At 53.8% G+C, this 14,064-nt stretch carries 14 protein-coding genes and 1 pseudogene; 9 read left to right on the top strand and 6 right to left on the bottom strand.

The window, feature by feature from the left end; translation table 11 throughout:
• The first annotated feature begins 130 nt into the window (after nt 1-130).
• The 4 genes from V7Z75_RS04080 (at nt 131) to V7Z75_RS04070 (ending at nt 3,191) form a co-directional block, all read left to right on the top strand.
• Complete coding sequence (locus V7Z75_RS04080) at nt 131-1,561, top strand: cytochrome ubiquinol oxidase subunit I (protein WP_334107324.1); 1,431 nt, start codon at nt 131-133, stop codon at nt 1,559-1,561.
• A 6-nt stretch (nt 1,562-1,567) separates the two neighbouring features.
• Nucleotides 1,568-2,575 carry a cytochrome d ubiquinol oxidase subunit II gene (cydB, locus tag V7Z75_RS04075; protein WP_334107323.1) on the top strand — a complete coding sequence of 336 codons (1,008 nt, stop codon included), beginning with the start codon at nt 1,568-1,570 and terminating at the stop codon, nt 2,573-2,575.
• Nucleotides 2,532-2,720 carry a DUF2474 domain-containing protein gene (locus V7Z75_RS14170; protein WP_442919866.1) on the top strand — a complete coding sequence of 63 codons (189 nt, stop codon included), beginning with the start codon at nt 2,532-2,534 and terminating at the stop codon, nt 2,718-2,720. The genes cydB and V7Z75_RS14170 overlap by 44 nt, the downstream gene beginning before the upstream one ends.
• A gap of 156 nt (nt 2,721-2,876) precedes the next feature.
• Complete coding sequence (locus V7Z75_RS04070; RefSeq protein ID WP_334107322.1) at nt 2,877-3,191, top strand: DMT family transporter; 315 nt, start codon at nt 2,877-2,879, stop codon at nt 3,189-3,191.
• Between the two features lie 35 nt (nt 3,192-3,226).
• Here the strand turns inward: V7Z75_RS04070 and speG are convergent, their stop codons facing one another.
• Together speG and V7Z75_RS04060 are read right to left on the bottom strand one after the other, a co-directional pair.
• Nucleotides 3,227-3,793, bottom strand: coding sequence for a spermidine N1-acetyltransferase (gene speG / locus V7Z75_RS04065; protein WP_334107321.1), 567 nt, complete (start codon nt 3,791-3,793; stop codon nt 3,227-3,229).
• Nucleotides 3,794-3,900: 107 nt separating this feature from the next.
• Nucleotides 3,901-6,129 carry a YgiQ family radical SAM protein gene (locus V7Z75_RS04060; protein WP_334107320.1) on the bottom strand — a complete coding sequence of 743 codons (2,229 nt, stop codon included), beginning with the start codon at nt 6,127-6,129 and terminating at the stop codon, nt 3,901-3,903.
• Between the two features lie 244 nt (nt 6,130-6,373).
• On the opposite strand from V7Z75_RS04060, the gene V7Z75_RS04055 reads away from it, so the two are divergent.
• Both V7Z75_RS04055 and V7Z75_RS04050 read left to right on the top strand, forming a co-directional pair.
• Nucleotides 6,374-6,853 carry a nuclear transport factor 2 family protein gene (locus V7Z75_RS04055; protein WP_334107319.1) on the top strand — a complete coding sequence of 160 codons (480 nt, stop codon included), beginning with the start codon at nt 6,374-6,376 and terminating at the stop codon, nt 6,851-6,853.
• Between the two features lie 109 nt (nt 6,854-6,962).
• A complete protein-coding gene (locus V7Z75_RS04050; RefSeq protein WP_442919865.1) occupies nt 6,963-7,412 on the top strand; it encodes an EamA family transporter in 450 nt (149 codons plus the stop codon).
• A 249-nt stretch (nt 7,413-7,661) separates the two neighbouring features.
• On the opposite strand, the gene V7Z75_RS04045 is transcribed toward V7Z75_RS04050, so the two are convergent.
• The 4 genes and pseudogenes from V7Z75_RS04045 to V7Z75_RS04030 form a co-directional block, all read right to left on the bottom strand.
• Complete coding sequence (locus V7Z75_RS04045) at nt 7,662-7,859, bottom strand: hypothetical protein (RefSeq protein WP_334107318.1); 198 nt, start codon at nt 7,857-7,859, stop codon at nt 7,662-7,664.
• A gap of 274 nt (nt 7,860-8,133) precedes the next feature.
• Nucleotides 8,134-8,928: an SDR family NAD(P)-dependent oxidoreductase gene (locus tag V7Z75_RS04040; protein WP_334107317.1), complete on the bottom strand. Its 795-nt coding sequence runs from the start codon at nt 8,926-8,928 to the stop codon at nt 8,134-8,136.
• A gap of 136 nt (nt 8,929-9,064) precedes the next feature.
• Nucleotides 9,065-9,262, bottom strand: a pseudogene (locus V7Z75_RS04035) (IS3 family transposase); the annotation flags it as partial.
• Between the two features lie 39 nt (nt 9,263-9,301).
• Entirely contained in the window at nt 9,302-11,524 is a 2,223-nt protein-coding gene (locus tag V7Z75_RS04030; protein ID WP_334107316.1) for a RelA/SpoT family protein, read from the bottom strand.
• Nucleotides 11,525-11,819: 295 nt separating this feature from the next.
• Here V7Z75_RS04030 and V7Z75_RS04025 point away from each other — a divergent pair, with 295 nt between their 5' ends.
• The 3 genes from V7Z75_RS04025 (at nt 11,820) to cyoA (ending at nt 14,064) form a co-directional block, all read left to right on the top strand.
• The gene (locus tag V7Z75_RS04025) at nt 11,820-12,176 is read left to right on the top strand and encodes a hypothetical protein (RefSeq protein WP_334107315.1); all 357 of its coding nucleotides are present in this window, start codon (nt 11,820-11,822) and stop codon (nt 12,174-12,176) included.
• A gap of 153 nt (nt 12,177-12,329) precedes the next feature.
• Nucleotides 12,330-12,812: a serine protease inhibitor ecotin gene (gene eco, locus V7Z75_RS04020; protein ID WP_334107314.1), complete on the top strand. Its 483-nt coding sequence runs from the start codon at nt 12,330-12,332 to the stop codon at nt 12,810-12,812.
• 373 nt (nt 12,813-13,185) lie between these two features.
• Entirely contained in the window at nt 13,186-14,064 is an 879-nt protein-coding gene (cyoA, locus tag V7Z75_RS04015) for a ubiquinol oxidase subunit II (RefSeq protein WP_334107313.1), read from the top strand.

Below are 14,064 nucleotides of genomic sequence, written 5' to 3'. Positions count from 1 at the left end.
TAATCTCCTCATCTGCACCTGTTAAATAAGCGCACATCGCAGTAGGCTACGAGTCCTGTATTAACTATGTTGAGGCAATCTCATTTACGGGGTTGTCCCTCGGTAGGTAATCAAGGAGTTCCGATCTGCCATGCCCGATATTTCAGCGCTTGACCTTGCTCGAATCCAGTTTGCATTCACGGTTTCGTTCCATATCATTTTCCCCGCCATCACCATCGGCCTGGCCAGCTACCTGTTCGTGCTGGAGGCCATGTGGCTAAAAACCGGGCACGCAGTATATAAAGACCTCTATCACTACTGGCTGAAGGTGTTTGGCGTCAATTTCGGCATGGGCGTGGTGTCCGGACTGGTCATGGCCTATCAGTTCGGCACCAACTGGAGCGGTTTTTCCACATTTGCCGGCAGTATCACCGGCCCTTTGCTGACGTATGAAGTCCTGACGGCCTTTTTCCTGGAAGCTGGCTTTCTCGGTGTGATGATGTTCGGTTGGAACCGCGTTGGACCAGGTTTGCATTTATTTGCCACCGGCATGGTTGCGCTTGGCACCCTGGTTTCCGCTACCTGGATTCTGGCCTCGAACAGTTGGATGCAAACGCCGCAAGGCTTTGAAATCATCAATGATGCAGTCATTCCCGTGGACTGGTGGCAAGTCATCTTCAACCCGTCCTTCCCTTACCGCTTGCTGCACATGAGCATAGCAGCCTTCCTCGCCACCGCGCTGATGGTGGGCGCAGCGGGCGCCTGGCATTTGCTGCGGGGCCAGAACAGCAGCGGCGTGCGCACCATGCTCTCGATGGCGATGTGGATGCTGGTAGTAGTAGCACCTATCCAGGCGCTGATCGGGGATGCCCATGGCCTCAACACGCTCAAACACCAGCCAGCCAAAATAGCCGCCATGGAAGGCCATTGGCAGAACCATGAGGGCGAAGGCGTGCCCTTGCTGCTGTTCGGCCTGCCTGACATGGAACAGGAAACCACCCGTTTCGCCGTCGGCATTCCTCATTTGGGCAGCCTAATCCTCACGCATAGCTGGGATGGACAGATTCCGGCGCTGAAGGATTTTCCTCCTGAAGATCGGCCCAACTCCACTATCGTTTTCTGGTCATTCCGCGTCATGGTCGGGCTGGGGCTGCTGATGATTACTTTGGGAGTCTGGAGCCTGTGGTTACGCTATAGAAAACGGTTGTATGCAGACAGGAATTTTCTGCGCATGGCGCTCTGGATGGGGCCAACTGGCGTGATTGCCATCCTGGCGGGCTGGTTCACCACAGAAGTCGGACGCCAGCCCTGGGTGGTATATGGCGTCATGCGCACTGCAGATGCTGTCTCCAATCATGACATCGCCACGCTAGCAAGTTCGCTAGCGCTATTCGTCATCGTTTATTTCTTTGTATTTGGCATAGGCATAGGCTATCTGCTGCATCTGATGCGCCTGCCCGTGCAGCACGCTGCCGCCGAACCGGAAGGTGGCGCGGGCAAATCCAGGCAGCCCATGCGTCCCTTGTCCGCCCCGGATGAGCCGTTTTCACTGGAAACCCCTTTATCCGATCGCAAGGAGTAATGGCTAATGGATTTCGACTTACCTACGATATGGCTGATAGTCATCCTGTTCGCAGTGACAATGTACGTGATCATGGATGGTTTCGATCTCGGTATCGGCATCCTGTTTCCCTTCGTCCAGGATGAGCATGACCGCGACGTGATGATGAATACCGTGGCACCGGTCTGGGATGGCAATGAAACCTGGCTGGTGCTTGGCGGTGCTGGCCTGCTGGCGGCTTTTCCGCTGGCCTATGCCGTGGTGCTGAGCGCGCTGTACCAGCCTATCATTCTCATGCTGCTGGGACTGATTTTCCGCGGTGTGGCCTTCGAGTTCCGCTTCAAGGCGCCAGAAAAGGAACAACCATTATGGGACAAGGCATTCATCGGCGGCTCGATCGTAGCGACCTTCTGCCAGGGCGTGATACTTGGCGCCTACATCAATGGCATCGCCATTGAAGGCAACACTTTTTCTGGCAGCGCATTCGACTGGCTTAGCCCATTTTCCCTGTTTACCGGGTTTGGCGTTACTGTCGCCTACGCGCTGCTCGGCAGTACCTGGCTGATCATGAAAACCGAAGGCGAACTGCAACACCGAATCCTGCAGCTCACTCGCCCGCTGATAGCCCTGGTGGTATTTGCCTTGGCGGTAGTCAGCATCTGGACGCCGCTGGCGCACCCTGCCATTGCGGATCGTTGGTTCAGCCTGCCGAACCTCTATTACCTGTCAGTCGTGCCGGTGTTGGTGGTGGCCAGCCTGTATTCCCTGCTGCAGGAACTCAGAACCGGGAATGACAAACACCCCTTCATCTCGGCGCTCATCATCGTGCTGCTTGGTCTGGTAGGGTTGGCCATCAGCATCTGGCCCCACATCATCCCGCCCGCCGTCACTATCTGGGATGCAGCAGCTCCTGTCAGTAGCCTGAAGTTCACGTTGGTCGGCACCTTGGCAATTGTGCCTGTCATTCTGGGTTATACCATCTGGTCCTATCATGTATTCAGAGGCAAGGTACGTCACGGCGATGGCTACCACTAAGCCCGAAAAACCGGAAACTCCCCGCGGCTTATGGCTAAAACGCATAGGCTGGCTGTGCCTGATCTGGGCAGTGAGTGTATTGGCAATGCTGCTTGCAGCCTATTTTATGCGCTTGCTTATGCGGATGATCGGGCTGCATTCCTAGCTGTGCATATTTGACAGCCCTGCAAGAGCGTGAAAAAATCTTCGCCATTATCTAGTACACCCGCCGTGTACTAACAGCATGATGGGGACGGCCTCATGGTGTTGCCATCTTTATAATCCCGGGACGACCCGACCTAAATGAAAGGGTTTTATTTATATGTCCTGGTGCTATCTGCTGTTGGCCGGCTTATTCGAAGTCGGTTTCACCACCTGCCTGAAAATGTCCGAGAGTTTCAGCAAACCTTGGCCTTCTATCGGTTTTCTGGTTTTCACCATACTAAGCTTTGCCATGCTGACCAAGGCACTGGAGGGTATTCCGCTCGGCACCGCCTACGCTATCTGGACCGGTATTGGCGCCTGCGGCACCGCCATCATCGGCATCTGGCTATTTGGCGATCCGGCAGGCACGCTACGCATCTTGTTTCTGCTATTGCTGATCGCTTCCATTATCGGCCTCAAACTGGTGTCCTGAATCCCAGCAGGCCAATCGGCGGAAATAGGGCAGGATCAGGAATCCTGCCATTCCCGCAAGACAGAAGCTTCCACCGGCGCCGGACCGACATGACGCAGATAATCATCCTGCAACAAACGCATGCGCAAAGCATCGCGGTATGAACCGTTAGAGAAGAACTCCTCCTTGAGATCGCCTTCCACGGCGAAGCCGCAGGTTTCATAAATATGAATGGCGGCAAGGTTATCCTTGTCTACCACCAGGTAGACCTTGTGTAAATTGAGCACACGGAAGGCATAGCCCACGGCAATCCTCGTCGCCGACTTGGCCAACCCCCTGCCCTGGTAATCCGGCGCGATGATGATCTGGAATTCCGCGCGGCGATGGATATAGTTGATCTCCACCAGCTCGACCAAGCCTGCCAGCTCGCCGTTGTCCAGTTCGATGATGAAACGCCGCTCATTCTGGTCGTGAATGTGCCGGTCGTAAAGCGCCACCAGCTCATCATAGGCCTCATACGGCTCCTCGAACCAGTAACGCATGATGGTATCGTTGTTGTTGAGCTTGTGGACGAAATGCAGATCGTTGCGCTCCAGTGGGCGCAGGTTGATGCGGTCAGCCATAATGAAACTTTAATCGAAACAATGATGAAAGCATTATAGCTCGCCCAGCGGAATTGCCAGCCAGGCCAACATCAACCTGGATGTTGGCCTCCAGGCAAGGCTTGCCCTTATGGCCGGACTGGTTTCCTAGTTGGTTTAGTTGCGTAACCAGCTGCTGGTTTCTTGCCGTTCACAGGCGTGCGGCCCACAGGACGTGGCGATGCCGATGCTGCCGCAGGTTTGCCGCCAGCGCGGCGGCTGCCGTTATCCTTCGCCTGCTCGCGCAACAGGATAGGCTGCCAGGCGGGCACCAGATGTTTCTTGCCATTGCCGATCAGGTCGGCACGGCCCATTTTCTTCAAAGCCTCGCGCAGCATGGGCCAGTTGTTGGGGTCGTGATAGCGGATGAAAGCCTTGTGCAGCTTACGCACATTGCCAGCCTTGGGCACCGGCACGTCCTCGCTATCGTGCGTCACCTTGCGCAAGGGGTTCTTGCCCGAGTGGTACATAGCAGTCGCCATCGCCATCGGCGTCGGCGTGAAAGTCTGCACCTGATCGAGCTTGAAGTCATATTTCTTCAGCCAGAGCGCCAGATTGAGCATGTCCTCATCCGTGGTACCAGGATGCGATGCGATGAAATACGGGATCAGGTACTGCTCCTTGCCTACCTCGCGCGAGAAGCGCTCGAACATTTCCTTGAATTCGTCGTAAGCCGTCATCGCCGGTTTCATCATCTTGTTGAGCACGTTCTCTTCGGAATGCTCGGGCGCGATCTTGAGATAGCCGCCCACATGGTGCTGCACCAGTTCCTTCACATATTCCGGCGACTTCACCGCAAGGTCGTAACGCAAGCCGGAGCCGATCTGGATACGCTTGATACCGGGAATCGCCCGCGCCTTGCGGTAAAGCTGGATCAAATGCGAGTGATCGGTGTTGAGATTTTCACAAATACCCGGGAACACGCAGGACAGCTTGCGGCAATTTTTCTCGATGGTTTCGCTCTTGCAGGCAAGGCGATACATGTTCGCGGTCGGTCCGCCAAGGTCGGAAATCGTGCCAGAAAACCCATCTACCTTGTCTCGTACTTCTTCCAGCTCCTTGAGAATAGACGCCTCGGAACGACTCTGGATGATGCGGCCTTCGTGTTCGGTAATCGAGCAGAACGTGCAGCCGCCAAAGCAGCCGCGCATGATGTTGACCGAGAAGCGGATCATTTCCCATGCCGGGATACGGGCATCCTTGTAAACCGGGTGCGGCTTGCGGGCATAGGTCAGGTCGTAGACATAATCCATTTCCTTGGTCGTAAGCGGAATCGGCGGCGGATTGAGCCAGACTTCGCGGTCGCCATGACGCTGCACCAGCGCGCGCGCGTTGCCCGGATTGGCCTCCAGATGCAGCACGCGCGAGGCATGGGCATACAGCACCGGGTCTTTGATCACTTCTTCATACGCTGGTAGACGGATAAACTGATGGCTGCGGTCTGCCTTGGGCTTGTTCGGCTTGCGCACGATGGCAATCACCTGCGTGCCAGGCTCCAATCCCTTGTTCGCAGCATTGGCTGCAGTAGAGGCACAGGATTCGCCGGTTTGCTCCATCGCCGGCTCCATGGCATACGGGTCTATAGGCTTGTCGATTTTCCCCGGCCTGTCCAGCGCCGTGGAGGAAACCTCCTCCCAGCCCTCCGGCACCTGCTTGCGCAGGAAAGCAGTGCCGCGGATATCGGTAATCTCGCTCACCGGCTCACCCTTGGCAATGCGGTGGCTAAGTTCGATCAGCGCACGTTCGGCATTGCCGTACAGCAGAATATCCGCTTTGGAATCCACCAACACCGAGCGCCTGACCTTGTCCGACCAGTAATCGTAATGCGCGATACGGCGCAGTGAAGCCTCAATGCTGCCGATCACCAGCGGCACGCTTGGATAGGCTTCGCGACAGCGCTGGGAATACACCAGGATGGCGCGGTCAGGCCGCTTGCCTGCGACCGCCCCAGGCGTATAGGCGTCATCAGAACGGATTTTGCGGTCAGCCGTGTAATGGTTGACCATGGAATCCATATTGCCCGCCGTGATGCCGAAATACAGGTTAGGCTTGCCCAGCGCGCGAAACGGGTCTGCCGATTGCCAATCCGGCTGGGCAATGATGCCAACGCGGAAACCCTGTGCTTCCAGCAGGCGGCCTATCAATGCCATGCCAAAACTGGGATGGTCGATATAGGCGTCGCCAGTGACCAGAATAATGTCGCAGCTATCCCATCCCAGGCTGTCCATCTCGGCCCGGCTCATGGGAAGAATAGGCGCTGTGCCAAAGCGTTTGGCCCAATACGGCCGATAAGCACTCAGTAAACGTGGAGATTCCATACGGGCGGCATTTTACACGGGAATGCTGTCAGCATGACAAAATCCCATTGAAAAATTTGAAATTTAATTGATAAATCAGTGAATTAATCGCACATCACTTCACACCATTACTGATAGTGGCCCTGAAATAAAACCATGTCCCAAATGACGGACTTGAACCCAAGTGGAGTTACACTATGCTTCATCAGTCATGCAGTAATTTAGAGCGTTTTATATTCAATTTAAAATGCACAGGAGACTTCCAATGACTCACCCAGAAGAGGCAAAACCACCCTTTCCTCCCTTTAGTGCCGAGACAGCAGCGCAGAAAGTGCGACTGGCTGAGAATGCGTGGAATACGCGCGACCCGGAACGGGTGGCGTTGGCTTATACGCCGGACAGCCTATGGCGTAACCGTGCCGAGTTCCTGCAAGGCCGCGAGGCCATTGTTGGTTTTCTCACACGCAAATGGAGTAGAGAGCTGGACTACCGCCTGATCAAGGAATTATGGGCATTCCATGATAACCGCATTGCTGTACGCTTTGCCTATGAATGGCATGACGACTCCGGACACTGGTTCCGCTCCTACGGCAACGAGAATTGGGAATTTACCGAGAGCGGGCTGATGCAACGCCGCATTGCCAGCATCAACGATCTGCCTATCCAGGAATCCGAACGGAAATACCATTGGCCCTTGGGCCACAGGCCGGATGACCATCCCGGCTTATCGGAGCTAGGCCTGTGAAACAGCGACTACACCGCTTGCAGGCCTGGCATCACTGCTGCCCTGATTGCCGGAACCACCCAACTTTTTACCCTGCTGGCGGTAGCAGCCAATAGTAGAACTGCAACTTATGATGACACCTTCAAACTGGCTGCCTTGGGCAGTTCTTTCCGCCTGCTTCGCTGCGCTGACCGCCATCTTTGCCAAGGTCGGCGTGCGCGGCGTGGACCCTGACCTGGCGACGCTGATCCGCACGGTGCTCATTTTCTGCGTCCTCGCGCCGTTCGTCTGGTTCACAGGCAAATGGAGCAATCCTCTTACCCTCTCGAGTCACACGCTCATATTCCTGACCTTATCAGCACTGGCGACTGGCGCTTCCTGGGTATGCTATTTCCGCGCCCTGCAACTAGGCAACGCGAGCCAAGTGGCCCCGGTGGATAAGTTCAGCATTGTATTGGTGGCGGCATTCGCCTATTTGCTGTTGGGTGAGCGCCCCACGCCAAGGGAATGGATTGCCATCGCGCTGATCTCCGGCGGTATATTGCTATTTGCATGGCCGGCAGGCCAAGCGAATAGCTGACTTTTATCCATCATCTCAAAACATCATGGCTTTCCCGCCAGCAGATGATCCATAATCGGGCATTCAAGATGCTGGTCGCTCTGGCAGGCCTTCTCCGTGAGTCTCAACCAGCCTCGAACACGGAATTTCTGGCAGGCCCCCAACGAGATATTGAAGACGGCAAACACTTTTTTCGTCCAGACGAAACTCGACGGCCGCAAACTAAAATCATGAGCGCCTGCTCTCATTTATCGGCGATGTAACAACAGGTCATGAAGACGCAATTATCCGGGTTTCACTTTGGTTGAACCTGCAAACATTAAGAAAATAAATATGTTCAACGATTCCAAACAACAATATGGCAGCATCAGCAAATTGCTGCATCGGGTAATGGCGCTGCTGATAGGCTGGTAACTGCTCAAGTTCGGTGACTGCATTACCGAAGGCGAGCATTGGGTAGGCCAGCACTGGTTATCCATTGGCTCGTTGCTACAGCTGTTGATTGTAGTGCGTCCGCTAGCGGGGGCACCGCCCTGTGCAAGAGCCAACTATGGCGCAGGAACAGGTAATTGATACCCTGATTGGCATGGCAGTTGGTATGGTGCTGGCGCCGGTATTTTCAATGCTGGAAAACGTGTTTACCTGGTCCGACATCACGCTGATCGCTTACCCTGGAAGGCCGACAGATGAAACTGTTTTCACACCGTTTCTACAGGCGGCCCTTCAGGTTTTTCGTTCAGGCTCAGGCAATGCTCTCGACAATGCCGCCTTCAACCCGCAGGGCGGCACCGGTGGTAGCACTGGCTTGTTTGGAAGCCGCATAAACGCAAAGGCTGGCCACTTCTTCCGGTTCGGCGAAACGCTTGAGCAAGGTAGAAGGACGGTTCTCTGCCAGGAACAGGGCTTCCATTTGCTCCGGGGTAACGCCACGCTCGGCCGCCAACTCTGCCATCATTGCCTTGCCACCTTCGGTACGAGTTGGCCCCGGCAGAATGGTATTTACCGTTACACCGCTGCCGGCCAGCACCTTGGCCAAGCCACGGGAAACGCCCTGCAGGGCGGCCTTGCTTACACCGTAGTGCACCATCTCGGTCGGAATGTTCAGCGCTGATTCACTGGAAATAAACTGGATACGCCCCCAGCCGCGATCCTTCATGCCACTGGCATAATGCCGGGCCAGTCGCACACCGCTCATCACATTCACCTGAAAGATTTGTTCCCAGCTGGCATCATCGATCTCGAAAAAAGGCATGGCACCGTAAATACCAAGGTTATTGACCAGAATATCGACCTCTGGCTGTTGTTCGATTACGGCATGGCAACCCTCAACAGTACCCGCATCGGCAACAATGCCTTTGGCATCGTCACGGCCGCTAGCCTGTTGAATAGCGGCGAGCGCCTTGTCCACTTTGGCCTGATGACGGCCGACAATAGTTACCTGGGCCCCAGCGCTGGCCAGGCCTGATGCAATGGCCAAACCTATACCAGCGGTTGATCCAGTGACAAGTGCCCGCTTGCCGTTCAATTCAATTTTCATGTTTACTCTCCGTTCATTTTGAAGGTGACTTACCACCCTATGTTGGTTTACGCCATAGCCGTGCTTTTATAGCGTTGTGCGTTATTTGAGACATATCGTATAAAAACCACTCCAAAAGTGAATCGCCCTACCTGAACTAGGCACTTTCGCCCTTGCTGGAATACTGCTTCTCGAACTCTACCGGAGACGGACTATCGTTGTAACCATGGCGCCGGGTTGGGTTGTAAAACATCTCGATATAATCGAATACATCTCGTCTGGCTTCCTCACGGTCCACGTAGATTCTGCGTCGTATCCGCTCTCGCTTCATTCGCTGGAAGAAACTCTCCGCAACATCCATCAATACCTAGCTGATTGCCATTCCCTTGGAGCATTAGCCATGTCGCTTGGCCACATTGACGCTGGGAACCTGACGCAGCAAGGTCAATAACCGCGCAAGCTGGCCCAGCTCTGCGATTTCAATGGAAAAGCTCATTTTTGCCTGGTTGTTGCGGCTTTGCGTCCTGACCTGTGTGACATTGATACGCTCGCGCGCGAACAGGTCGCTGATATCACGCAGCAGGCCCTGTCGATCATAGGCTTCGATATCAATATCAACTGCCGCCAGTTTTTGCTGACGATTCCCCCATTGGGTGGCAAGCAGCCGGTCGTGTTTATCCTCCGGCAGACGCTTGATAAAGGAACAAGCCTGGCGGTGTATGGTCACGCCACGTCCCCGCGTGACATAGCCGACAATGGGATCAGGTGGGGCCGGTTTGCAGCACTTGGCCATGTAGGTCATCAGGTTGCCAACGCCTTCCACCAGTACGCCGGAAGAATCGGTATCGCTACCTGATTTCAGCAGGAAAGGGACATCCTGCCCAGGTTTGGATGGTATTTCGGTTTGCAGGACCTGAGTGATCTGATGCTCCCCAACCTCTCCCCGGCCAATCGCAGCAAACAGCTCATCCAGCTTGGGGAAATGCAGTTTTTGCGCAATTTTCTCAAGATTGAGATCCACCACGCCAAGACGATTCAGCTCCTTGTCCAGCCGGGCGCGCCCTTGAGTAACATCCTCCTCAAAATTCTGGTAGCGGAACCAGTGCCTGACCTTGGCGCGCGCGCGCGAACTTTGCAGATAGCCGAGATTGGGGTTGAGCCAATCCCTGCTCGGCGCTCCTTGCTTGGCCGCCAGTATTTCAACTCTCTGGCCATTTTGCAGCTTGTAGTTGAGCGGCACGATGCTGCCATCCACCTTGGCGCCCCGCGTGCGATGCCCGAGATCGGTATGCACGACATAAGCAAAATCCACAGGCGTCGCGCCACGCGGCAAGTCCACCACCCTGCCTTGCGGCGTCAGTACGTAAACCTTGTCCTGGAACAGCTCATTCTTGAATTGCCCAAGGCTTCCGTCCTCCGTGGAAACGTCCTGTTTCCATTCAAGGATCTGCCTTAGCCAGACGATCTTTTCGTCAAACTTGTTATCCGCCTTCTTGCCTTCCTTATAGCGCCAGTGCGCCGCCACCCCGAGTTCGGAGTTGTAATGCATTTCGTGGGTGCGGATCTGTATCTCAAGCGGCAAATGGCGTGGCCCAATCACAACCGTGTGCAGAGAGCGGTAATTATTGCTCTTGGGGCGGGCGATATAGTCGTCAAACTCCTTGGGAATAGGCTGCCAGAGGTTATGGATCAAGCCGAGCGCGGTGTAGCAATCCTTGATGTCATCGACAAGGATGCGCACTGCCCGTACATCATATAGTTCATTAAAGGAAATTTGTTTGCGGCGCATCTTGTTGACGATGCTGTAGATATGCTTGGGCCGCCCCATCATCTCGGCCTTGATGCCTGCCGTTTGCAATTGTTGCTGCAGAATATTCAATACTTCTTGTATATATTGCTCACGCTCTACCCGCTTTTCAGCAAGCAGCTTGGCGACCTCCTTGTAAAGCTTGGGCTCAAGAAAACGCAGTGATAAATCCTCCAACTCCCACTTGAAGTGCCAGATACCCAAGCGATTGGCCAGTGGCGCAAAAATGGTACTGGCTTCCTGAGCGATGCGCTGCTGTTCCTCCTGTGACGCGCCATCAAGGCTGCGCATGGTTTCCACGCGGTCCGCCAGTTTGATCAGGACTACCCGGATATCCTCCACCATGGCCAGCAACATCTTGCGCAGGCTTTCAACCTGCTCCTGCTGTAATTCATCTTCTCGCCTGCGATCCTTGGCATGGCTGATATCGGGGCGGCTAAAGCCTTGTATCCGCTCCATGCGCGCGATTCCTCCCACCAGCGCCACAATTCGCGGATCAAATACCTCCTGCAGTTTTTCCTTCCATTTCGGCAGATGTTCCGGGCACGCATGCAGAATGGTAGCGGCAATGGCTTCCGCATCCATCTCCATTCCGGCCAGGATAGATGCCACGCCCATGACATGATGCAACACTGAAACACCAGTGATTTCATGATGACCAGCGTAACAGGGCTTGGCAAAATCCAGGCTCTTGCGTATCAGGGCAACCTCTTCGGGAGAAAATTGCTTGTTCAGCGCAGCAAACCACGTCTCGGTGTCGAGCACGCCTTGCTCACTTGCCTGGGAGAGAATATCAGGGACAAAAACCATATCGCATTATGTCATCAAATAGTCATCGGGATGATTTACCCTGCTCATTACAACTGATCTTTTCCAAAGTTCCCGCCTTCGAACAGGTTCTTGAGCAGCTTGCTGAAAATATGGTCAGCCCAAGCTCGCCCATGCATGACAGAGACTTACCTGCATAATCATGCGTCCACCCACAGGGTTATCCACAGAATATGTGAATGAATCGACTCGCCTTCGCCATATGGGCACTTTTTGAGGATGGCGTGGTCGGAATACCAGTCTCATTCAATCAATAATCAATATGAGGATAATCAACATGATGAAACGCACGTTCGCCACACTGGCCATGATTGGCGCTTTTACCGCCCCAGCCCACGCTGCTGAAGATGTGTCCCAGCTCAACCCGCAACCCGGACAATGGAGTACAGTGATTGCTATTTATGACCATCTGCAAAATCATTATTTGCTAAAGACCTCCGTCCATGACGATATCGCCTCCTGCTCCGCTCGTCTGCAAAATACTGCCGAGCAGATCAAGAAAGCCAACAATATCGTGTATACCGCTCCGCGTAATACAAAAGTGAGTTTCACCAAGGAAGAAGGAGTGGAGAACGAGGCCAAGGTATTGGAAATCCGTTGCGTACTGGAGCCTTTTCAACCGGAACGCGTATAAATCCTGTCAACCAGCTTTTTCCGTTTCTCAATGGCACTCTCCGGAGTGCCATTTTTATGACTGGTCTTTATTAAGCTCTGTCACTGAATAACCTTATCAATCCCCTCCCGATTACGGGTAAAGTAATACAGTCAATGCCCTCAGGATTCTGTCATGCCGATCTCCCGCACCCATCTATTACCGCTGCTGGCGATTGCCAGCCTCAGCGCTTGCGCTCATGCAGCTAAACTGGAGGCAACAGCCCCTTATCCCGCAGCAGAAAACGGTTATACCCGCTACGCCATTCACCTGCCCAAGCTTGCTGCCGAAAATGAGGCAAAGCTTGAAATCCAGGTCGGCAAGACAATGGAAGTCGATTGCAATCAACACGGCTTCCGCGCCCAACTGGTCGAGCACACATTGCAAGGCTGGGGCTATTCATACTATCGCGTGGAAGACATCAAGGGCCCCGTCTCCACATTGATGGCTTGTCCAGAACAAAGCAAGACCCGGAAGTTTGTGACGGCAGGTGGTGATGATTTCATTTTGCGCTACAACAGCAAATTGCCTGTTCTTATTTACGTCCCCCAAGGATTTGAACTGAGATACCGCATCTGGCATGCTGCACCAGACTTTCAGATTGCTCATCCAGAATAGCCTTCCCGCTCGCCATCATCTTGAATAACGTTGCTGTTCAACTACACTTTCACTTATATGAAAACAGGACTACTCCCTAAGGGGTGTGGGTTTATTTGGCTTAATCGTATAAAATAGCGGGTTGATGAGGTTATCTGTCAAAAACAGCTGATAGATTTCAAGGAGTAGTACTTACCCCTGTCTTGTCAAGATTGCTGCCACACGCACTTTCTCCACAGCAATTGATACCCGGCTTACAGTGTCGCCTACCGGCAACACACTCATTGTCGGCAGCTCGCCGGCAATGGGCACCTGGGGAAACAAGCAACAATGCTTTCCTTGGGCAAGTATGGCATGTGGTTTTATGAGTCCTTTACATTGTTGAGATGCTGAAATGATAAAAAAGCGATATCCCAGACTATTCGGTCTGTTGTCCACATTAGGCGCCACACTACTGCTCAGTGGCTGTGACTTTGTGTTGTTTGATCCCAAAGGTCAGATAGGGCTTGAGGAACGATCTCTAATCATCACTGCAACATTGTTGATGCTGATTGTCGTCATCCCCGTCATGATCATGACTCTGGTATTTGCCTGGCGCTATCGCGCTTCCAACACCAAAGCCACCTACACTCCGGACTGGGCGCACTCAAACAAGATCGAAGTAGTCGTCTGGACCATTCCCGTCATCATCATCATCATATTGGGCACCATCACCTGGAGAACCACACACTCCCTGGACCCACGCCAACCAATCGACTCCGAGCATCCCCATCTCACTGTGCAAGTCGTCTCGCTCGACTGGAAATGGTTGTTCATCTACCCAGAGCAAGGCATCGCCACCGTCAACGAACTGGCATTCCCGGTCAATGTTCCGGTACGTTTTGAAGTCACCTCTGGCTCAGTAATGAATTCCTTCTTCATCCCGCAACTCGGCAGCCAAATCTACGCCATGGCCGGTATGAAGAATACCTTGCACCTCATCGCCAACGAGGAAGGCAACTATCGCGGCATGTCGGCCAACTACAGTGGCCATGGTTTTTCCGGCATGAATTTTAAGGCCAATGTGACCTCACAGGAAAAATTTGACGATTGGGTACAACAGGTCAAGCAATCCAATGCCAATCTGGATAGCGTCAAATACACCGCTCTGGAACAGGCTTCTTACAATAATCCTATTGAGCGCTTCTCCGAAGTAACGCCCAATCTCTATGACGGCATTGTCGAGAAGTACACCCATTCGCATACGCACTCACCTTCGAAGGGCAAGGAGTAA

This window comes from Methylobacillus sp. (genome assembly GCF_036844465.1).
Taxonomy (GTDB): Bacteria; Pseudomonadota; Gammaproteobacteria; order Burkholderiales; family Methylophilaceae; genus Methylobacillus.
The sequence above is the reverse complement of the archived record's forward strand: the minus strand, read 5'-3'. Positions and strand labels throughout refer to the sequence as shown.

Excerpts from the sequence above, each read along its gene's own strand:
- V7Z75_RS14170 (WP_442919866.1), top strand. The coding sequence starts at position 2,532 with ATGTATTCAGAGGCAAGGTACGTCACGGCGATGGCTACCACTAAGCCC.
- speG (WP_334107321.1), bottom strand. The coding sequence starts at position 3,793 with ATGGCTGACCGCATCAACCTGCGCCCACTGGAGCGCAACGATCTGCAT.
- V7Z75_RS04050 (WP_442919865.1), top strand. The coding sequence starts at position 6,963 with ATGATGACACCTTCAAACTGGCTGCCTTGGGCAGTTCTTTCCGCCTGC.
- cyoA (WP_334107313.1), top strand. The coding sequence starts at position 13,186 with ATGATAAAAAAGCGATATCCCAGACTATTCGGTCTGTTGTCCACATTA.
- V7Z75_RS04070 (WP_334107322.1), top strand. The coding sequence starts at position 2,877 with ATGTCCTGGTGCTATCTGCTGTTGGCCGGCTTATTCGAAGTCGGTTTC.
- V7Z75_RS04025 (WP_334107315.1), top strand. The coding sequence starts at position 11,820 with ATGATGAAACGCACGTTCGCCACACTGGCCATGATTGGCGCTTTTACC.
- V7Z75_RS04080 (WP_334107324.1), top strand. The coding sequence starts at position 131 with ATGCCCGATATTTCAGCGCTTGACCTTGCTCGAATCCAGTTTGCATTC.
- V7Z75_RS04055 (WP_334107319.1), top strand. The coding sequence starts at position 6,374 with ATGACTCACCCAGAAGAGGCAAAACCACCCTTTCCTCCCTTTAGTGCC.
- eco (WP_334107314.1), top strand. The coding sequence starts at position 12,330 with ATGCCGATCTCCCGCACCCATCTATTACCGCTGCTGGCGATTGCCAGC.
- V7Z75_RS04060 (WP_334107320.1), bottom strand. The coding sequence starts at position 6,129 with ATGGAATCTCCACGTTTACTGAGTGCTTATCGGCCGTATTGGGCCAAA.
- cydB (WP_334107323.1), top strand. The coding sequence starts at position 1,568 with ATGGATTTCGACTTACCTACGATATGGCTGATAGTCATCCTGTTCGCA.
- V7Z75_RS04040 (WP_334107317.1), bottom strand. The coding sequence starts at position 8,928 with ATGAAAATTGAATTGAACGGCAAGCGGGCACTTGTCACTGGATCAACC.
- V7Z75_RS04030 (WP_334107316.1), bottom strand. The coding sequence starts at position 11,524 with ATGGTTTTTGTCCCTGATATTCTCTCCCAGGCAAGTGAGCAAGGCGTG.